Annotated in this window: 18 protein-coding genes; 9 read left to right on the top strand and 9 right to left on the bottom strand. The window is 43.7% G+C overall.

Translation table 11 applies throughout. The features are described from left to right. Positions 1–181: 181 nt before the first annotated feature. Entirely contained in the window at positions 182–1,168 is a 987-nt protein-coding gene (gene trhO / locus JK628_RS13535; protein WP_202285163.1) for an oxygen-dependent tRNA uridine(34) hydroxylase TrhO, read from the top strand. Positions 1,169–1,199: 31 nt separating this feature from the next. On the opposite strand, the gene JK628_RS13530 is transcribed toward trhO, so the two are convergent. Both JK628_RS13530 and JK628_RS13525 read right to left on the bottom strand, forming a co-directional pair. After that, complete coding sequence (locus JK628_RS13530; RefSeq protein ID WP_202285162.1) at positions 1,200–2,018, bottom strand: slipin family protein; 819 nt, start codon at positions 2,016–2,018, stop codon at positions 1,200–1,202. Beyond that, positions 1,999–3,384, bottom strand: a complete 1,386-nt coding sequence (locus tag JK628_RS13525; protein WP_202285161.1) for an NfeD family protein — start codon at positions 3,382–3,384, stop codon at positions 1,999–2,001. The genes JK628_RS13530 and JK628_RS13525 overlap by 20 nt, the downstream gene beginning before the upstream one ends. A gap of 334 nt (positions 3,385–3,718) precedes the next feature. Between JK628_RS13525 and yegD the strand changes: the two genes are divergently transcribed. Continuing rightward, complete coding sequence (gene yegD / locus JK628_RS13520) at positions 3,719–5,089, top strand: molecular chaperone (RefSeq protein WP_202285160.1); 1,371 nt, start codon at positions 3,719–3,721, stop codon at positions 5,087–5,089. Between the two features lie 48 nt (positions 5,090–5,137). After that, complete coding sequence (locus tag JK628_RS13515; RefSeq protein ID WP_237524019.1) at positions 5,138–5,635, top strand: CreA family protein; 498 nt, start codon at positions 5,138–5,140, stop codon at positions 5,633–5,635. 110 nt (positions 5,636–5,745) lie between these two features. Here the strand turns inward: JK628_RS13515 and JK628_RS13510 are convergent, their stop codons facing one another. The 4 genes from JK628_RS13510 to pdsR form a co-directional block, all read right to left on the bottom strand. Further along, positions 5,746–6,321 carry a type II secretion system protein gene (locus JK628_RS13510; RefSeq protein WP_202285159.1) on the bottom strand — a complete coding sequence of 192 codons (576 nt, stop codon included), beginning with the start codon at positions 6,319–6,321 and terminating at the stop codon, positions 5,746–5,748. A 160-nt stretch (positions 6,322–6,481) separates the two neighbouring features. Next, positions 6,482–7,660, bottom strand: a complete 1,179-nt coding sequence (locus tag JK628_RS13505; RefSeq protein ID WP_202285158.1) for a cystathionine beta-lyase — start codon at positions 7,658–7,660, stop codon at positions 6,482–6,484. A gap of 101 nt (positions 7,661–7,761) precedes the next feature. Then, positions 7,762–9,948, bottom strand: coding sequence for a proteobacterial dedicated sortase system histidine kinase (gene pdsS, locus JK628_RS13500; protein WP_202285157.1), 2,187 nt, complete (start codon positions 9,946–9,948; stop codon positions 7,762–7,764). Between the two features lie 24 nt (positions 9,949–9,972). Next, complete coding sequence (gene pdsR / locus JK628_RS13495) at positions 9,973–10,665, bottom strand: proteobacterial dedicated sortase system response regulator (protein ID WP_202285156.1); 693 nt, start codon at positions 10,663–10,665, stop codon at positions 9,973–9,975. A gap of 248 nt (positions 10,666–10,913) precedes the next feature. Here pdsR and pdsO point away from each other — a divergent pair, with 248 nt between their 5' ends. The 3 genes from pdsO to JK628_RS13480 all read left to right on the top strand — a co-directional run bounded on the left by pdsO (position 10,914) and on the right by JK628_RS13480 (position 14,682). Next, positions 10,914–11,663 (top strand): sortase-associated OmpA-like protein PdsO, encoded by a 750-nt coding sequence (pdsO, locus tag JK628_RS13490; RefSeq protein ID WP_202285155.1) that lies wholly within the window; start codon positions 10,914–10,916, stop codon positions 11,661–11,663. A 67-nt stretch (positions 11,664–11,730) separates the two neighbouring features. Next, positions 11,731–13,974, top strand: a complete 2,244-nt coding sequence (locus JK628_RS13485) for a marine proteobacterial sortase target protein (RefSeq protein ID WP_202285154.1) — start codon at positions 11,731–11,733, stop codon at positions 13,972–13,974. 3 nt (positions 13,975–13,977) lie between these two features. Then, positions 13,978–14,682 (top strand): class GN sortase, encoded by a 705-nt coding sequence (locus tag JK628_RS13480; protein WP_237524018.1) that lies wholly within the window; start codon positions 13,978–13,980, stop codon positions 14,680–14,682. 58 nt (positions 14,683–14,740) lie between these two features. On the opposite strand, the gene JK628_RS13475 is transcribed toward JK628_RS13480, so the two are convergent. Then, entirely contained in the window at positions 14,741–15,766 is a 1,026-nt protein-coding gene (locus JK628_RS13475) for a GGDEF domain-containing protein (RefSeq protein ID WP_202285153.1), read from the bottom strand. A 192-nt stretch (positions 15,767–15,958) separates the two neighbouring features. Here JK628_RS13475 and JK628_RS13470 point away from each other — a divergent pair, with 192 nt between their 5' ends. Beyond that, positions 15,959–17,557 carry a M28 family metallopeptidase gene (locus tag JK628_RS13470; RefSeq protein ID WP_202285152.1) on the top strand — a complete coding sequence of 533 codons (1,599 nt, stop codon included), beginning with the start codon at positions 15,959–15,961 and terminating at the stop codon, positions 17,555–17,557. Positions 17,558–17,633: 76 nt separating this feature from the next. On the opposite strand, the gene JK628_RS13465 is transcribed toward JK628_RS13470, so the two are convergent. Further along, positions 17,634–18,506 (bottom strand): hypothetical protein, encoded by an 873-nt coding sequence (locus tag JK628_RS13465; RefSeq protein WP_202285151.1) that lies wholly within the window; start codon positions 18,504–18,506, stop codon positions 17,634–17,636. Positions 18,507–18,858: 352 nt separating this feature from the next. Further along, on the bottom strand, positions 18,859–19,230 hold the full coding sequence (locus tag JK628_RS13460) for a diacylglycerol kinase (protein WP_202285150.1): 372 nt from the start codon (positions 19,228–19,230) through the stop codon (positions 18,859–18,861). A 199-nt stretch (positions 19,231–19,429) separates the two neighbouring features. On the opposite strand from JK628_RS13460, the gene JK628_RS13455 reads away from it, so the two are divergent. Then, positions 19,430–20,329, top strand: a complete 900-nt coding sequence (locus JK628_RS13455; protein ID WP_202285149.1) for a DNA ligase — start codon at positions 19,430–19,432, stop codon at positions 20,327–20,329. A gap of 154 nt (positions 20,330–20,483) precedes the next feature. Continuing rightward, complete coding sequence (locus JK628_RS13450; protein WP_202285148.1) at positions 20,484–20,882, top strand: DUF1353 domain-containing protein; 399 nt, start codon at positions 20,484–20,486, stop codon at positions 20,880–20,882. Positions 20,883–20,970: the final 88 nt, after the last annotated feature.

The following is a 20,970-nucleotide window of genomic DNA, read 5'->3' as shown; positions in this document are numbered from 1 at the left end:
ATAATGCTGGGTTAGGGCAACGAATTAAACTAACACTATTAACCTTACTTTTTGTACCTGTTTGTTACGGTGTGATTCAGGTAGACTTCGCGCTCTATTTTGTGCGGCGGCTCACACTTTGCCGCTGCAGTTCTAAATGCACTGAAGATGAAGCTTCAGCGAGCAGTATTAAGAGGTTTGTATGTCAAAGGTTGTAGTTTGTGCCCTGTATAAGTTTGTGTCTCTGCCTGAGTTTGAAAATATTCAAAAGCCATTACTCACTGTGATGGAAGAGTCAGGCATTAAAGGCACATTATTGCTAGCAAGTGAAGGGATCAATGGCACGGTTGCGGGCTCTCAAGCTGCAATTAATGCATTGCTCATATGGTTAGCCACTCAGCCAGGGCTTGATAACATCGTCCATAAATTGTCTTTTGACGACGACATGCCTTTTTACCGCACCAAGGTAAAGCTTAAAAAAGAGATCGTGACAATGGGGATTGAAGGTATTGATCCTAATAAAGTGGTTGGTACTTATGTTAAGCCAAAAGATTGGAACGCACTAATTGCTGATCCTGAAGTGCTTTTAGTTGATACGCGTAATGACTACGAAGTGCAAATTGGTACCTTTAAAAATGCGCTCGACCCACAGACCAGCACTTTTAGAGAGTTCCCTGAATACGTTAAGCAAAACCTTGACCCTGCTAAGCATAAGAAAGTTGCCATGTTTTGCACTGGCGGAATTCGTTGCGAAAAGTCGACTGCATATTTAAAAGAGCAGGGCTTTGATGATGTTTACCATCTAGAAGGTGGTATTTTGAAATACCTTGAAGAGGTGAAGCAGGAAGAAAGCTTGTGGCAAGGTGAGTGTTTTGTGTTTGATAATCGCGTCGCAGTTAACCATGATCTTGAAAAAGGTCAATACGATCAATGTAACGCTTGCCGTATGCCTATCACAGCGGCAGAGCAGGCATCACCGCAGTTTGAACAAGGCGTTAGCTGTCCCCATTGCATTGACAATGTCACCGATAAACAACGGGAGCGCTTTTTAGAGCGTGAGCGTCAGGTACAGCTGTCAAAACAGCGTGGCGAAGCCCACATAGGTAGTGATGTGAGTGATGTTATTAAGTCGCGTCGCATTAAGAAAGAGCAGCTTAAAAAAGTTCAAAATGAAAAAAACTTTAACTAGCACTCGAGTAACAAAAAAGGCTGCTTTTTTGTTACTCACTGTTATTCGATGGTTCAGTTTTTCTTTTTGCTAGTGCAGCAGACTTTGCATCAGAATTGATTACACCATTGAGCAATTCCATCGGCAATGGGAATAAAATCGTCGAATTTTTCTCACTGGCTATTTCTGTTAAGGTTTGCAAATATCTCAACAAAATGGCATTGGGCTCGGTGGCAAGAGTGGTCGCGGCTTCGACAAGTTTACTCGATGCTTCCATTTCACCCGAAGCATGAATAACTTTAGCACGACGCGTTCTTTCCGCTTCTGCTTGGCGAGCAATCGCTCTTATCATGGTCTCGTTAAGATCGACATGCTTTATCTCGACATTAGAGACTTTTATCCCCCAATCATCAGTTCGTCCATCAAGGATTACTTGGATATCTGCATTTAACATTTCACGATTGGCTAGCATCTCATCGAGTTCATGTTGGCCCAATACTGAACGTAATGTCGTCTGTGCAAGTTGGGATGTTGCTTGTAAGAAGTCTTCCACATTGATAATCGCTTTTTGGGAGTCAATTACTCGAAAATACAATACAGCGTTGACCCTGACTGAGACATTATCTCTACTGATCACATCTTGGCTTGGCACATCCATGACAACGGTTCTTAAATCGACTCTTACCATCTGTTGAATGAATGGAATGACAATGACGAGACCGGGTCCTTTTACCTGCTGAAAGCGTCCTAATAGGAAAATGACTCCTCTCTCGTATTCTCTCAAGATCCTAAAAACACTGATAAGTAACGAGATAATGATAAATAGCATGACCGCACTGAATATAGTGCCGTTATTGACTATGGGTTCCATTAGAGGCCTCCTTAGATTCTTCTTTCGATACTATCAATGACAGACCGTCAATCTTGATAATAGTAACGATTTGACCTTGGGTGAGTTTTTGCGGACTAATTGCATTCCAACGTTCGCCATTTAAAAAGACAAAACCTTGACCTTCAAAGTCGTCAATGACAGTCGCATTGGCGCCGAGAATAGCTTCTTGGCCGCTGACAACAGCGTTGTTTCTCATACGCAAAATATAGCCTAGTGCGAACACGAAAAATAATATGCTGACGAAAGCAATACTGGCGATGAGTACCGGCGATACTTGAAACTGAGGTTGTGGGGTGTCGAAGAGAAATATTGACCCGACCACAAATGCAGCAACTCCACCTAAGCCAAATATACCGAAGCTGGGTAGCATTGATTCCGTTATGAGTAACACGATCCCTAACATCAGCAGTGCTAGCCCAGCATAGCTCAATGGCAACATCTGGAATGCATACAGGGCAATAATGAGCGAAATTGCTCCTGTAATGCCAGCTATCCCAATACCAGGACTATAAAATTCCAGCAGTAGGCCGTAGATGCCAATGATCATTAAAATGTAAGCAATGTTGGGATTAGTGATGGTGGCTATAAACTGATTTTGCCAACTTGGTTGCTTATTCACTAATACGACGCCTTTTAGATCCAAGATGATTTTTTCGCCGCCTAACTTTATAACCTTGCCGTCTAGGCGAGTCATGAGTTGCTGCGGGGATGCTGCGATTAAGTCTATTACATTAAGTGCTAAAGCTTCTTTCGCCGTTAATGTTGCAGCCTCTGTTACCGCAAGTTCAGCCCACTCTTCGTTTCTTCCTCGAAGTTGTGCAAGTGAGCGTATGTAGGCGATAGCATCGTTAAGGACTTTCTTCTCCATTGCAGAGGGAGCGAGATTATCTGGTTGCGCATCTTCAGCTTTTTTCGTCGGATTGATTTTGTCGGGTGAGGGGCCCATTTGCACCGGTGTCGCCGCGCCAAGGGTTGTCGCTTTCGCCATCGCTGCAACATGGCATGCATATAAAATATAAGTGCCGGCGCTAGCGGCTCTAGCTCCTTTAGGGTAAACCAAACATGCAACGGGAATATCGGAGGCCAAAATAGTTTGATTGATATCACGAAGGCTAGAGACTAATCCGCCTGGCGTATCAAGGGTGATAATAATGATGGGTGAGTTGTTTTGCTGATTAGCAGTGTTAATTTCAGCCGTTAGCTGCTTGCTCACCGCAGGTCCTATTGGACCTTTGATGCTAACAACAGGAACTTCAGTGACAAGTTTTTTTTCGTCCGCACTTTCCAGCCCCATACATAGTAAAGAGATTAAGGCTACGAATAGGGCTAATCTCCAGCCATACATAATAAAACCTTTGTCATTCGTTTAGTCTATTTTCAGCTTCAGCTAAGGGGTTTCTGCTCTCTACTGAATCCTACATCTTGAAGTCGTTTCGCTATATAGACTTAAGTCTAGTCTATTTTCGCTCAAGCGATTGGCTTGTCTCTATTGCAACTTTGTAAATTTTTTCAAGCCAGAATGAGAGAGTACTGTGAAGGCTTTTTTGTTACGCTTCTCAAGATATTGTTATCGATGACTCGAAACTGGCGTTACTCAGATTATTTTTTAAATAACGCTTTTTGCATCTTATTAACTGTGCTATTTTTCACGGCTTTTTTATGGTTAACGGGATCGGCTCATGTTTGTAGGTTTTGACTATGGTAGTGCCAATTGTGCAATAGGTATTATGCAGGATGAAGAGGTGCGCATAGTCCCGCTGAGTGGCGGTGCCAAATACCTGACTTCAACGCTGTATGCGATGGACAGGGAGTTAATTGCTGAGGAGGTATTAAAGCAACTTCCTGCCGAGCAAAAAGCACATTATACTCTTCTGCGTTCAGCACAATTAAGCCGAGCTGCATTTGCACGTCGTGAACTCGATCTATTACCCCACGAACAGGCGGTATTTGTCGGTGAGGCGGCGGTTGATGCATACCTCGAAATGCCTGATGAAGGCTTTTATGTCCGCTCTCCAAAATCATTTTTGGGTGCGACTGGCTTAAGGGAAAACCAAATAGCCCTTTTTGAAGATATCGTCACCTTAATGATGATGCACATTAAAGGCGCTGCAGAAAAAAACATGTCTGTAACGGGCTGCCAAATAACTCATGCGGTGATTGGCCGGCCGGTAAACTTTCAAGGTATTGGTGGTGAACAAAGTAACCAGCAAGCGGAAGCTATTTTATCACTCGCTGCAAAGCGCGCTGGGTTTATCGATGTCGATTTTCTGTTTGAACCTCTGGCAGCAGGAATGGATTATGAAGCTTCTTTAGAGGAAGATATGACCGTGCTGGTGGTCGATGTTGGTGGCGGTACGACTGACTGCTCGATGGTAAAGATGGGACCGAGCCATATTGATAACCGGGATCGTAGTGTCGACTTCTTAGGTCATAGTGGCCAACGCGTGGGTGGTAACGATCTTGATATAGCTCTGTCCATGGCGGCATTTATGCCTCACCTTGGATTGGGAAGCTTAATGGTGAATAAGCTGCCTGTGCCAAGTAAACCGTTCTGGAATGCAGTGGCTGTGAATGATATCAGTGCCCAGCGAGATTTCGCGACTCTCAATTCAAAAAGGCTTATCGAAGATTTGGCGAAAGAAGCACAGCAACCTGAGCTGATAAATCGCTTACTTAAAGTGCAACAACATCAGTTAGGCTATAAATTGGTTCGCAGTGCTGAGCAAAGTAAAATCGCATTATCTAACGAGGACAGCATTGATACTCAACTAGAGTATGTTGATGCTGGCTTACATGCCAAAGTAACTGAAGCCGATTTTGAAAGCGCGATAACCATCCCTTTAAGTAAAGTAGAGTCATTAATGCGTGAGGCATTAAACAGCTCAGGCGTTAAGCCCGATAGAATATACGTTACTGGTGGTACTGCCCGTAGTCCTGCTATCTATAAACGTATTTCAGGTCTATTCCCAGATATACCAATCGTTGTTGGTGATCATTTTGGTAGTGTTACTGCTGGATTAACGCGTTGGGCACAAAGAGTATTTGCTTAACCTTGTGTTAGCGTTGTTCTATTTAACTATTGATTAGAGAGAAAAATAATGAGCAAATTGACACGAGTAAAAGTGGGTATCATTGGCGTTGTTGCTACGGGTATTGCAGCAGTATCCTTAATCGGCTGCGGCGATGATGTCGGCAAAGTCAGCTTAGGCTTGTTTACCACCAAAGATGTTATCATCGATGCGCGCCAAGATCCTAAACTAGCAGGTGTTACCTGCCACATTAGTCGTATTGAGGCCAACCTTAGTTTGGCTGACCCTTCTGATATGAGTATTTCATGTCGTCAGACCGGCGTTATTACGGCAGCCGATATTGCCAGTATCGATAAAAGTAAAAATGGTGAAGTGGTATTTAAAGCATCACTTAGCATTCTGTTTAAGACGCTAAAAGTACGCCGTATTTATGATAGCGACAATCAAACACTGCTTTATCTGTCTTACTCGACAAAAGAGACTAATGGCAGCCATAAGCATGCACTGTCTACGGTACCATTATATGGCACTGAAGCTTGGATTGAGCCTGCACAGGCAACTCATTAGTAACCTCATGTGAGTGTTGTAAGCATTGACACTGCAGCAGAAAAAAGCATCTATTTGAGATGTATACCCATCCTACCTGAATATAGATCTTCAAGTAGGATAGGTATAAGTTAACTTTCGCTAATCACGCTGACGGCAGTACCTGCAACAGAGTCATAGATAATCTTAATTTCAGCTGTTTCACGGCCCGCAGTGTCATTAAGCGTACGCAATACATAGGTGCACTGCGTCTGTCCTGTTGGATTGGTATCTGCTTGGTGACGATACGCCTGAAAGTCGCTGCCATTTTCGACGCTGGATAGCGATACCGTAGCAGGATCTTCAAGTAAGGTATTCCACAAATCAACACAACCTTGCTCGCCTTGGCCAATATTGGTTGGCTGTCCCATCGGGTTACCTTTATCAATGCCCAGCGGAAAACCGAGTGCATTAATATCTAACTCGCCACCGGCGTAATCCGGTAGGTCATTTAGCGAGCTATTACTTCCCAGCACTTGCCAACGCGTATGGGCAAAGGTAATGGCTTGTTGGTAAGCTGCTGCTGTTGCTTGGACGCGGCTGACTTCGGCATCACGCCTGAAGTCGATAAATTTTGCTGCGGCAATTACGGCTAAAATACCAAGTACAATAATGACGACGACCAATTCAATTAACGTGAATCCTTTGACTTTACTGTTAGCTAGCATGCAATTTTGACTTCCAATATAGTGCGGCTATTCGGTGTTTTGAAGCCCACTGAATGAACAGATACTTAATTTGATTGGCATAATAGTAATCGATTTGTTAATAGACGGAAATAAAAAACCGCCAAAATGGCGGTTTAGTTGTTTTATAACACGTATAAGTCTACTTATTTAGCACAGCATTAAAGCGATCAAATGCGGCGTCGAGATCAGCAATGAGATCATCGACGTTCTCAAGACCAATGTGAAGCCTAATGAGTGGCTTACTGCTGTCCCACTTCGTAGCGGTGCGTATTTTATCGATACCAAATACACCCAAAATCAGGCTTTCAAAGCCGCCCCATGAAAAACCCATCTTAAAGTGATCCATGTTTTCAACAAAAGCGGTGACTGATTGTAAATCTCCCTGATTTAATACGAATGAAAATAGACCGTTAGCTGCAGTAAAGTCGCGTTTGAAAAATTCATGTCCTGGGCATGTATCAAAAGCGGGGTGGCGCAGATGGTCTACCTCTGGTCGGCTATTAAGCCAGTTGGCGACTTTTAATGCATTCTGCTCGTGTTGAGCTAAACGGATCCCCAAGGTACGCAGACCGCGACTGGCTAGATAGACGTCATCAGGCGAGGTGCACTGGCCTAACAGATAACTGTTTTCGCGTAACTGCTGCCAATGCTTTTCATTGGCAGTTGCTGTGCCCATCATCACATCAGAATGGCCAACGATATATTTAGTTGCCGCTTGGATCGAAATATCGACGCCCATCTCGAACGGACGTGAATTGATTGGCGATGCCCAGGTATTATCGAGCATGACGACAATACCTTGTTCGTGGGCAATTCGGCTCAATGTGGGCACATCTTGAATTTCCATGGTAATGGAACCTGGAGACTCTAAAAATAATACCTTGGTGTTTGGCTGAATAAGATCACGAATGCCTTCGCCAACCATAGGATCATAGTAGGTGGTTTCTATACCATAGCCGGCTAATAACTTATTACATAAGTCGCGAGTAGGCTCGTAAGCGCTATCGACCATCAGTAGATGATCGCCCGCTTTTAAAAATGACAGTAAGCTATTGCTGATAGCCGCGCTACCTGAGGGGTAGAGCGCTGTGCCAACGCCGCCTTCAAGTTCGGCAATAGCCGCTTGAAATGCAAAATGAGTTGGCCCGCCGCGGCGACCATAAAACATCTCGCCATTGGCTTTGTTTTTAGCAGCAAAACGCAGGTCATCCATCGTATCAAACACCATGGTTGATGCGCGAAAAACCGGTGGGTTTATCACTCCTTGAGTCCACTTCTTGTCGCGGCCAAGACTAATTATCTGCGTTTCTTTTTTCATAGAGCTCTATTTCCACTATAGGGTATTTTTAGTTTTAGCCATCTTAACATCTAAACGGCTAAAGTGAAGTGTCAATCTATTCATCCTGTTCTGCGATTTAGCTATGTTGGCTTCTCTTTACTAAGTGGCAGCTGGATCAATATCTCAACTCCAAAAATCTCACCTTGTTCATTGATTCTATTCTGTGCACTGATTTTTCCTTTATGGAACAGGCTGATCAACCGAGCAATATACAGACCAAGGCCTAAATGAGGTTTATCCTGCGCTTTTTGCGCTCTCACAGAAACCATGGACTCAAAGATCTGCTGCGACATATTCTCAGGCAGAGGTGTGCCGTAGTTTGCAACAGATAGCAGAGCGAGCTTATTATTCACTTTAAGGCTCACTTCGATAGCGCTATCAGGGGTGCTAAATTCCAGCGCGTTAGCAATGAGCTTATCCATTAGTTGCGCAATGTATTCTGGTACGCCCTCGACATACATCGCTTGTGAGTCGACATCAATGTTGAAAAACTGCTTAGGGTAGGCCATTTGATACCCCTGCATGCAGCCGCTAATCACTTTTTCTAGGGGGAATAGTGATTTTTCAGCATGGGTTAAACTCTCTTCCAGTCGTGTCGCTTCGCTCATATTATTGAGGATCATATTAAGGCGGTTAACCCCTTCCTGTGCCCGGTCAACATATTTTCGGCTATCAGGGTTGAGCGTTTGCAGGCTTAGGTGTTCTAGTGATGAGCGCACCACAGCAACAGGCGTACGTAGCTCGTGGGATAAGCGCGATGACATGTTTTCTAGGTAGTGAGTATATTGACCTAATCGACTAACTATACTGGCAAAACTACGAGATAGATCGCCAATTTCATCTCGCACTTTTGAGCCTTGAATGGCTTTTCTAATGCGCCCTTGGTTATCAATAGCTTGTTCGGCTTCATCGCGCAGCTTACGTATTCTGCTAGAGATGTTGGATGCAAAAAAGAACAGTGCCAAGGTGCCCATACTCATAATGGTTAGGATCACATTAAACAGCTTCTCTAAGGCTTTATTGCGCAGCGTGCGGATCCCATGGGTAGTTTCTTCGGCAATAACAACCCCCATCACTTTATCATCGATCCAAATCGGGCTGGCGGCGGCTAAAACCACCGCCTTGTTGTCGGGTGTGAGTCGCCATGTGGAGCCTTGTTTCCCCTGTAACGCTTTGTTGATATGGCTCCCTTGCAGTACGGTGGAGTCCTGTAATGAGTCGACAAAGTCCTTCGAGGGGATGGTTAGAATTTTATAATAAAGCGGATACAAATATTGCTGCTTAAATCGGTCCCAAGTGGTTTTACCCTCTTTTTCTACTGTTGAGCGGGCCCAAACGCTGTTATCTGAACGGATATCGCCTGACTTTGCTAGCACACGGCCATGTTTATCGAGCACCCAAATCCGCGAGCTATTATGGGCCATACCCTTGATAATGTTTTCAATTTCTGGAGAGGGCACTAATACCGTGCCAAGCTTATTAACATCATCAATCGCTGAGGTACCGACAATGGCATCCAACTGTCGAGTGTTACTGCCGTTGACATCATAGATGGCAAAGCCCAATTTACTGCCCACCATATTCAGCGGGATCCGCAGCTCAACATTGTAGCCATTAGCCGATTTAAGCCATTTACCCTGAATTTTAACTTCAGGTGTTACAGGTGTTGTCAGCGCAGGGTCTTCAGGTAGCTCAAATGCACTGATCCAGCCATCTTTTGTTGTTGCCACAACATAACGGCGAAATTGGCCGTCGGGCGCTAGCGTTGCAATGGCGATATGGTCATTTCGGTCAATGCTTAAACTGTTTTTGCCGCGATAGATCACCTGTGGATCGGTGACCTCAAAAAAACCGTATAGATAGCCGGCGTATTTACCGACCATATGGGTAAATTCGATGTCTAATGGCTTGGCTGGATCGCGTTTATAGATTTGATTGTCTTCAGCATAGTGCAGGGAGCGGTGACGATAGGGTTGCCAGTCACTGAGTTTACCATCGAGTTGAATCGGGCCTGCTAATGGATAGGCGTATAGATCGCGGCCCTTTTCGACTTGAGTCAAGAAGCTAGCTTGGCTATCAAACAGTTTCGGCCGCTCGTGCAATGCGGTCGCAAGCGCTTGGGTGGTGCCCTCGAGGGTTTTCTCTTGGCCAAGTCGTAGGTATTTTTCCATCTCCCACACGTATTCGTAACCTAACCATGGTAAGCATAGTAGGAATAGCGATAAGATGCCGACTTTGGCTCGTAGGCCAATAGGAAGATTAAACATATATTTCTCGATATAAAATGACGGTTAGCTTTGTGCGTCCCAGCGATATCCCATCCCATAAACCGTATCAATGCAGTCGAACAAGGTGTCTTGGGCGAGGAACTTTTTACGGATCCGTTTTACATGGGAGGTAATCGTGGAATCATCTACAAATATTTTTGCCTCCTGCATCAGCTCTTGTCGCTGCCGAACATGGCCAGGTCGCCTAGCAAGTGCGTGTACCATCCAAAATTCAGTCACGGTTAGCTCAATGTGAGTACCAGCCCAATAAACCTGCATGCGGTTGATATCAATCGACAGTAACCCATGTTCGATGACAGGGTTATTGTCATTGCTGGCATCTTTAAGCTCTGAGCGTCTAAACAGTGCTGCGAGTCGAGCTATCAGGTGCGGAAAGCTAACGTCTTTGCTGAGGTAGTCATCAGCGCCTAATCGCAAGCCACATACAGTGTCAAAGTCGCTATCTCTTGCTGTCAAAAAGATAATAGGCACTGTGCTCGACATCGCTCGAAGTGACTGACATAGGGTAAAACCGCCATCGATCTCATGCTCTAAACCGATATCAATAATAGCCAGATCGGGCAGCCGAGTATTGAACGCGCGCATCGCCTCAGGTCGATTGGCATAAGCTTGCACGCTGTAACCTTGCTGCTGTAATACGTCTTTGTAATTTTCCCTTAGGGCTGCTTCATCTTCTACTATCGCGATTCGTTTCATGGCCTATTACTTATAGCGTTGTCTCTGTAATTGATTGTGACTATACAGGATTTTATCTGCGTTTAAAGGCAGCAACAGCGATTGCCATTTTGTTGCCACATTTGATATTTAAATTGCCACGTTTGCTCCCCTTTAAGGACATTTGGCTGAGGTTTAATAGCGTTATTGAAATGACGCCGCATCTCGGCAACTAAATATGAGGCTCAATCTGAGACTCAATCTAAGTTAGTACTGAAAAGGGAAATATTATGAAAAAGCACATTATCGCATCACTGGTTATCGCCTCTATTACACTTTCATCTTACGCCAGCGCCGAAGAAACATTGGAAAACACCGAACGTAGCCATAACGAAGAGCTCATCGGTTTAAGTTCAGGCATCGTTGTTGGTGCGGTTGTTGGTGGCCCAGTGGGCGCCATAATCGGTGCCTTTGCCGGTAGCTTATTAGGTAAGTCGGTCGGCGATGATGATGAGATTAAAAGCCAGCAAGTCATGCTGGAAAATAAGCAAGAAGAACTCGCTTCTCTAAATGAGGAAAACGAATCTTTAATCGCATTATCTACTCAATATGAAGATGCTCAACAGCAACTTACCACGCTTAAGATGGCACAAGAGCGAAAGTTAACAGAGTTAGCATTAGGGCTTAATGTGCAATTCAAGACGGGCTCATCAGCTATTGAACCTCATTTTGCGCAGCAACTTGATGATGTCGCTTACGCAATGTCATTGTCGCCTGAACTGACCTTGGATTTAACTGGCTACGCCGATAGACGCGGTGATAGTGATTACAACCAAGCCCTATCTGAGCAACGTGTTGCTGAGGTGACAAGTTACCTAGTTAACCAAGGCGTGGCTAATGATCGTCTGCATTATCAAGCTTATGGCGCAACGTCCCCTTTGACTGCAGAGCAGAATTTTGAAAATGATTTCTTTGACCGCCGTGTCACTCTAAAGCTGCAGACCCATGACAGCTCACTTGCCGCAAACCCTGCGCGTTAATCCATCTAGCTGATCTGGCTGCCTGAAACATAGATTCAGACAGCTTAGCGTTTATAAGGAGATAAAGATGGTTAGGCAAATTACATTAGCTCACAGTCGCATAAGGCGCTTGTCATGGCAGAGTGCTTTGTTATTAGTGACAACATGTTACGTCGCAGCTATCAGCTCGGCTATGGCGATAGAATCAATGGATGTTGAGCGATCAGTTCGTGGCAGTCAAGGAATGGGGGAGATCCAGCAGGGAAGCTTGATCACGTTCGATGCTAGTGGCAACAGGAGTGTCTCATTACCGATGAAAACCCAAGTGAGTATGCAGGTTTCTGGCTGGACTAATCGGGTATCTTTACGTCATGAATTTCATAATGAGCAACTCTTTTGGGTTAATGGCGAATACGTTTTCCCTTTGCCCAATGAAGCCGCGGTAGACGGTCTTAAAATGTGGATTGGCGATAGAGTGATAGAGGGAGAAATTAAGGAGAAAGTAAAGGCTAAAGCACTATTCAACGAGGCTAAGAAAACGGGAAAAAAAGCCAGTTTACTGCAGCAAAAACGGGCTAATATTTTTAGTGCTCAAGTGGCTAACTTGGCGCCAGGTGAAACCTTAATTGTGGAGTTAAGTTATCAAGAGGTGGTTGCTTATGACCAAGGGATGTTTAGCTTGCGTTTTCCTATGGTGGTTTCGCCAAGATATCAGCCTCAAGGAGCGTCTACAGACGAAAAATCCCCATTATCAGCTTATGCCGACTCTGCAATGGCCGCTTGGAATAACTTAAGGCATAACAATAAAAGCACTCAAAATCGGATTAATAAGGTTGATATCGAGGTAGACCTTAATGCGGGTATGCCAATAGATAAGATTGACAGTCCATATCATCAGGTTGAAGTGACTCATAAAGATGATGCTCAAGCGCATATTCGTTTGACGGCGGCCAGAGCTAATAGTGACTTTGTACTCAATTGGCAACCCCAATTGGGTAATGCACCTACCGCTGCAATATTTAGCCAAATCGGTAAAACCTATAAAAACCCAGAGGCCAGCGAGCCACTAGACAAAAATGCAGCAACTAACGAAGACGTTGAACACGCAACAAGGTCAAAGGCACCATCATCAGAATATGCATTACTAATGCTGCTTCCGCCGCAGCAAGAGAGCATCTCAGATGTCGTTGGACCTAGAGAGCTTATATTGGTGATAGATACATCTGGCTCGATGTCTGGACAAGCTATTGAGCAAGCTAAGTCAGCCATTGTTTATGCCTTAGCAGGACTTACGACTCAAGATAGCTTCAATATATTGCAGTTTAATTCAAGGGTTTATGCACTTTCTGAGCAGCCACTTAAGGCTAATGCCAAAAACATCGGGATTGCGCAAGCTTATGTACATAGTCTGCAAGCTAATGGTGGTACTGAGATGTCACTGGCGTTAGATAAAGCACTCAATCAGCAGCCAAGTTTAACGCATTCCATACGGCAGGTACTGTTTATTACCGATGGTGCTGTCGGCAATGAACCGCAGCTATTCAATCAAATTCGCAATCAACTGCAATCTAGCAGGCTGTTTACTGTCGGTATTGGCGCCGCACCTAATGGTCACTTTATGCAAAGGGCGGCAGAGCTCGGACGTGGGACTTATACCTATATTGGCAAGCAATCTGAAGTGAAAAGCAAAATGGTGGCTATGCTCGATAAACTCGAGAAGCCAACGGTGACCGATGTAGAGGTGCGCTTTGCCGATGGCAGCATTCCTGACTACTGGCCAGCGACCATCCCTGATCTTTATGCTCATGAGCCCATTATGGTAGCAATGAAGTTATCAAGTTTTAGCGATAAAGAGTTTATCGTTAGCGGATTACTCGCGGGTCAGTATTGGCAGCAGCAAGTTTCAATCAAAAATAGTGCGCTATCCACTATTAATGCCAATCCAGATGCAAACTCTAACACTAGCGCCAAGGGCTTAGATTTAATCTGGGCTCGAAAACAGATAGCGGCTTTAGAGTTGTCAAAAGAAGTTGCTAATCGTGACCGTATTGAGAAACAAATTACTGCCATCTCGCTCAATTATCATGTGATGAGTGCCTATACCAGTTTGGTGGCCATAGATAAAACACCTGCTCGACCTGACGGCGTTAAGCTTGTTAACGGCCAAGTAGTGCCTCATATGCCAAAGGGTTGGCAGCGTTTACCGCAAACTGCGACCAGTAGCTACGCCCTGATAATTTTTGGTTGTATGTTTTTGGGGTTGTCACTGCTTTATGGACTGTCTTTTGCTGGTGCTAGCAGAAGTGTTGGTCATCTTGCAACAAAGGGCTGATAAATGAATTTACGCAGTTTAAATATGACTGACAACAAAAAAGGGCTGCGTCGAATTGGAACCTATCGACGGCTGCATATGGTTTTTACTAGCTCACTGTTTATTTTAGGGCTTACTTTTGTAGGTCAGGGAGGCTATATGCAAGCAAAAGCTTATTTTGCACAGTTTTTAATACAGCAAGCGTGGCAGAAGACCCTCGATGATCAGCAGCAACATAAACCTTGGTCATGGGCTGATACATATCCGGTTGCGAAACTTGAGTTTATCAGTTCAAGCCGTGCTCGAACTCAAGAGCAAGCATTGAAGCTAGCTGACAGCGTTGATATAAATAAAAACCCGAGTCTATATGTTTTATCGGGGGCATCGGGTCGTAACTTAGCGTTTGGCCCTGCGCAAGTATTGTCATCAGCGAAGGTTAACAGTGGTGGCAATACTGTTATTGCTGGACATCGAGATACTCATTTTTCACTGTTAAGTGGCACCAAAGTAGGGCAACTCATGACGCTGCAAGATGGAGGGGGCGGAGAGGTTTTGTACCAAGTGGTGGAAACTCGAGTCGTGCATGAAAGTGACGTGTCTGTAATGGCAAATGTAGGGGAGGCTAAGCTAACGTTAGTGACCTGTTATCCGTTTGACAGTGCGTTGGCTGGCGGCCCGCTGCGCTATGTGGTGACAGCGGTGCCAATGGATAAAGTGGAAGCCATTTAGTCGTTATGCGATGCAAAATCACGGGTGAAATAGTAAGCCTATACTTTGATCCCCGAGCCTAATTGATAATGGGCATCACTCGATTACGGCCTAGACGTTTTGCTTCATAGAGGTGTTTGTCGGCACGCTCAATGAGTGAAGAATCAGTATCTTTATCCTGATATTGAGCAACGCCAAACGATGCTCTGACATTATCAACCCGTTGATCTTTACGCTTATCCTTTAAGACAAGTTTTTCGAGGCTACGGCGCATCGACTCGGCAAGTTGTCTTACTCTGCCGAGCTGGCTTTTTGGCACTAATAGGGCAAACTCTTCGCCACCATAACGATAGAGTTTGCTTCCTTCATGACAACTTTCACTCAGTCTTCGGGCCACGGCCTTTAATACTTGATCGCCCAGCTGGTGGCCATAAGTGTCATTAAAAGCCTTAAAATGGTCAATATCGGCAATGACAAGGCATAATCCTTCAGGAGTTTGCTCTATGAGTCCTTTGATATCTTTATTGAATGCTCTGCGGTTGAGCGCGCTGGTTAATGCATCAAAATGCATGTCATGTTCAGATTTTTTCAGTTGAATTTTGAGTTGATTAATCTCTGACTGTGCATGAGCTAATTGATCGGTAAAATGCTGAGTACTGTTTTTAATGTCATAGGCGTCACTAACGAGGCTTTTTACCAGTGATAGTACCTCCTCTATAGAGAAACCTTCATTTTCAATTTTATTGAGCCTATCAAAGTTGCTGTCAATCTTAGTTTGAAACTGGTTCGCATTGAGATTGGTATCTTTTAACGATTGCGATAGATCCGTCACCATAGCATCGAGATTCTGTCGCATTTCGATGACGTCTAACTCTACCGGATCTGATAGATAGGTTTGATACAGGCGCTCACTTTGACTAGGGGGGCATGTACTGTATTGGCTCAGCACTTCATCTAACTGTCGATTGAGCTCTGGACTACTTTGGCCAACATAGGCGTACCATAAGGCATAATTTGTTGGCGTGGTGGGAATTTGGTGCTTGAGCATTAAAGGAATGGCTTTCTTTAACTTTGCAGCGGCCTCCCTTAGTAATTCATTCGACATTAGCTTGCCTTAACTTGATCAATTAACTCACTTTGTAATTATTATGCAAATGAGAGACGGCATCATTGTGCATTTTCTAAAGCCATTCTATTATGATTTACCTTTGTGAATACATCTCTTTAATGAAAATAAACCACAAAGTTACAGAATAATTAAAAAAAACAACAATAATATAGAATAGAAGGACAAACAGTGAAAAAACTAATTTTAGCAAGCGTGTTGTCTGCGTTAGCCTTGCCATCATTTGCCCATTCAGATAAAAACCCAATTAGCCTAGATCTTGATAAATATCGAACCCATGTAAAGACTCTTGCTAGCGATGAATACGGCGGACGAGCGCCTTTGTCTGCGGGGGAGACGCTAACCTTAAATTATATTGAAACTGAATTTAAGAAGATGGGATTACAACCTGGGTTTGGTAACGAGTTTTTGCAGCCTGTGCCACTGGCAAAAGTCACTGCTGATCAGAATATGACGCTTAAAATTGGCTCGTTAAACTTGACCAATGGCACTGAATTTACCGCCCGTACCCAGCAAATAAGCGACCGCGTTACACTCGAAAATAGCGAAGTGGTTTTTGTGGGTTATGGCATAAATGCTCCAGAATATAACTGGAATGATTATCAAGGCGTTGATGTAAAAGATAAAACTGTCATAGTACTCGTTAATGACCCAGGCTTTGCGACCCAAAATGCTGACTTATTTAAAGGTAATGCCATGACCTATTATGGCCGCTGGACCTATAAGTATGAAGAAGCGGCAAGGCAGGGGGCAAAGGCGGTATTTATAGTGCACGAAACTGCGCCGGCGGCTTATGGTTGGGGTGTGGTGCAAAACTCAAATACCGGCAGTAAATTTACCTTAGTTGATGATAATAATAACCAAGGTCAGGTTGGCGTGATGGGTTGGATCCAACATCAAAATGCAAAACAGATTTTTGCTAAAGCAGGTTTAGATTATGAGCAGCAAAAGCAAAAAGCTGCTAAGCCTAAATTTAAGGCGGTTGCTTTAAAAACAACGGCTAGCTTAACGTTAAATAACCACATTGAACGAGCCCAGTCATACAATATTATGGCTTTACTACCGGGTAGTGAACGTGCCGATGAAATGGTGGTAATGCACGCCCATTGGGATCATCTCGGCACTAGAATCGATAAAAAAGGTGAAAAGCATATCTACAATGGTGCTGTCGATAACGCTAGTGGCGTCGCGGGAGTGCTTGAACTGGCCAGAATGTTTAGCTTACGTGCCAAGGAGAAACCTTTCAAACGCTCAATACTGTTTACGTCATTCACGGCCGAAGAAACAGGCTTAATTGGGGCACAGCATTTTGCTAAACAGCCGCCAATACCGACAAAAAAGATAGTCTCCTTTTTGAATATTGATGGCATGAATGTCAATAACAGCGTCGATTACATATTGCGCTATGGGCAAGGGGTATCAGAGATGGAACATTACCTCAATGACGCAGCCAAGCATCAAGACCGCTTTGTAAAGGGTGACCCATTGCCACAAAATGGACTGATGTTCCGCTCTGATCACTTTGCATTAGCACAACAAGGGGTACCTGGATTACTGTTTATGAGTCTTGGAGATACCGACCCCGATTACATTGCTCATAAATACCATAAAGAAGCGGACGATTATGATCCAAATTGGACTCTGGGTGGTGTACGCCAAGATATCAGTTTAATCTCTGATATTCTTGCAACACTTGCTAATAATGATGATTGGCCTAAATGGTTAGAAGAGTCAGACTTTAAAAGCAGACGTGCCCAAGACGGGAAATAGCGAGTAATAAAAAAGACACCGTAGGGTGTCTTTTTTATTAGCATAACAGCGAGAGCAGTGATCAATTCAGTGATGATTAGAACTGATAGCTCACCGAAAGCATGGGTCCTGTAAAGCTATAGTAAATATTGTAATCGGCAATCTTCATATCGGCATTTTTCAAATTAGAGGTGTATTCGACGTCCACTTCATAATAGTTAAACGCCGCAGTCATATGCCAGTTATCGGTTATTGCAGCTTCGACGCCAAGTCTAATATCGACTAAACCGCCTTTTAAGTCATCCAGCTTAATATAGAAATATTGCGCATGTCCGCTGAACTTAAAGCCTGGGTATACCTCGTAGCTGCCATATACACCGATATCGGGTAACGGGGCTGTGAGTTTCTCATCAACAACTTTAGGGATAGTTACCGTGTCGGGACAGCGAGTTTCGGTGTCGACATCACAGATCCCAATATCCCCTTTAAACGCGGTTTTAATGAACATCGCGTGTATACCAACTGAGACGCCAACATCGTAATTATCGCCTTGCCAAATATCATATCCGTAGCCGATACGTGCAATATCGATATTAAGGGTGGTATCTAATGAAATGCCAGACTTTACATTGTAGATAGTGTCGTCCCAAGTAAATTGAAACGGTTTCTCTACTGACTGGACGAGTGCGTTGCGATGAAGTTGTTTCCAGTCGGCGTATAAATTATGTCTATCATTAAATCGATAGGTGAACTCAAAGAAAGGCAGGAACTGAGAATCCTCTAGCTTTAAGTCTTGCTCAAAGTCGAGTGAGAAATTATTACCCAGAAGAGGATCGTTTACATCAATACTTGAGTCAGTATTGGCATAAAAACCGCCCACGCGAATAATAGTATTATTCTCCGCTTTGACGCTATAGCTAGTCACCAAGGCCAATAACGTGGCTGTGATAAATGTGAAGCTTTTAGACATTAAAAGTAACTCCGCAATCTTTTATAATTTTTATTTTGCAACTGTTGAATCGAGTCGACAGCCTAGATACCTCAAAACAGCATAACAGCATATGTCGAAATGTGAACGATATGTTTCTAAATATGTGTTATTTGTTTGATCTATTACAGGGGAACTACATTTTTAACTAGTTTTGGCGTGTTTTGTGGAGGATATGACAGAAATCGTACTAAATGGGATATAGCGCTAAAGGTGACTTTAGCGACTACTGGTGTGTTATGGGGACGGCGACCGATAGCGATATAGCAAAAAATGCTCTTTTATTAACGTTATGTTGTTAACAGAAAGAGCATCTCTTTAGCCGAAAAGAGTGTTATATAAATTTAGGGAATAAGATCAGTGCCCAGCTTAGGCCACAAAAAGCTAAACTCATAAATACAGCTGCCGATGCAATATCTTTAGCTTGCCCACTCAATGGATGGATCTCATCACTAATTCTGTCAACAACCGCTTCAATTGCTGAGTTCAATAGCTCAACGATTAACACGATAAACAGGCCTAAGATGAGTAAAATACGCTCTACGGTTGTGACATCGACCAATAACGCTATTGGCAACATAATAACAGCGAGGACTAACTCTTGTCTGAATGCTGCTTCGTGTTTCCACGCAAGTTTAAGGCCTTGCATCGAAAATCCAGTTGCTCTAATTACGCGTTTAATACCATGATTATTTGCAGGTTTCATATGTTCTCATCTGTGTGCGATTATTTTTAATTTGAATTTACCCCAAAAATTGCGGCTCAGTATAACACGTTAAAATGTTGTGTTAATGCAAAAGGGTCCATCGATAAATCAGCCATTTTGTTGATGGACTAATTCCGTTTGGCCTCTAGACTTTTAAGCGAGAATAAGCACTGTGCTGCTTCCTTGATATGAGTTGTGTATGACAAAAATCGGTAGTCGAAGTTCAAATATAAGTTCAGGCCTAAATTATTTTCTAGGTATTTTGGGGTTTGCACTAACGTTATTCTTTGTAATAGCTGCGGAGTTAACAGCTACTGAAATGGCCAAGCCTCCTATTCAGCTAGCAAAACAATATCAACCACAGCAAGTCGCTAAACTATCTGATTACTTGATAAGTGAAAAACTTGATGGGGTAAGGGGCTACTGGGATGGCACTAATATGCTGTCTCGTTCCGGCAGAATCATTAACGTGCCAACGTGGTTTATTGAAGGCTTACCAAGTTATCCTATTGACGGTGAACTATGGATTGCTCGAAATAAATTCGAACAAGTATCGGCTATCGTCCGAAAAAAAAGGGCTAGTAAAGCGGAGTGGCAGCAAGTGCGCTTTATGGTTTTTGACTTACCAGCTGAAAGCACCCCCTTTATTGAAAGATATAAAAAGGCGCTGGCCGACTTAGCAAATATTAACCCTTACATCCAGGTTATTGAGCAATTTTCCTTGGATGAGCAGGCCCAATTAGATGAACGTCTACAATCAATCGTTGCGGAAAATGGTGAAGGCTTGATGCTGCACCACAAAGCAGCACACTATCAAGTAGGCCGCAGCAGTGACATTGTCAAATTAAAGCCGTTTTACGATGCAGAAGCTGTTGTTTTAGCACACCAACCCGGCAAGGGTAAATACACCAACATGATGGGGGCATTGTTGGTTGAAAGTCAGCAGGGTAAACAGTTTAGTATTGGTACAGGCTTTACCGATGAAGAGCGCCGGAACCCACCAAAGATTGGTAGCATCATAACGTTTAAGTATTATGGTGAAACCCAAAAGGGGACGCCTAGGTTTGCCAGTTTTCTACGGGTAAGAAAGCCACTTTAATGCTCTTATTACGTTGTCCTAACTACTATTTCTTTTTATCGCTATTTGAGTATTTTACTAACACCATGAGTCACACGTCGTAAATGCCATTGCTAATGGTAACATCTTAATTCATAGTGAATTTTGTAGCATATTGGATACTTAGGAGTGGGCTTTGATTAAATATAAGCAGCGTAGAAAATTTAAATACAATCTACATTCTGAATTAACCTTTGAGACAGGCATATCTGTTAAGCAGCCTGTTGCTAATAACTTTCTCGAGATTAACGCGAGTGGCCGTTTAACTATCAAGCCAGGTTACGCGTGGGATGGGCCAAGTAGTCCTGCAATAGACAGTAAAAACTTTATGCAGGGGTCATTAATCCATGACGCATTGTACCAGCTAATGCGGGAAGAGGTTTTGCCGCAGTCTGATAGAAAACGGGCGGATGAGATCCTCAAAGAGGTGTGTGTAAAAGATGGCATGTCTGCGTTTAGGGCATGGTATGTCTACTATGGTGTAAGATTTGCGGGCGCAAAGTCAGCCAAAACTGATCTTTTAAGTGCACCATAATCGTTGCACCGGTTGCTAAATTTATAAACCATAACTGAGCCAAAGTAGCTTCAATCAATTGTTGAAGATACTTCGGCTCCTCCCTGGG

Origin of the sequence: Shewanella sp. KX20019, from assembly GCF_016757755.1 — a bacterium.
In the GTDB taxonomy this organism is placed as follows: Bacteria; Pseudomonadota; Gammaproteobacteria; order Enterobacterales; family Shewanellaceae; genus Shewanella.
Note: the sequence above shows the minus strand (reverse complement) of the source record. Positions and strands in the feature narration are given on the sequence as shown.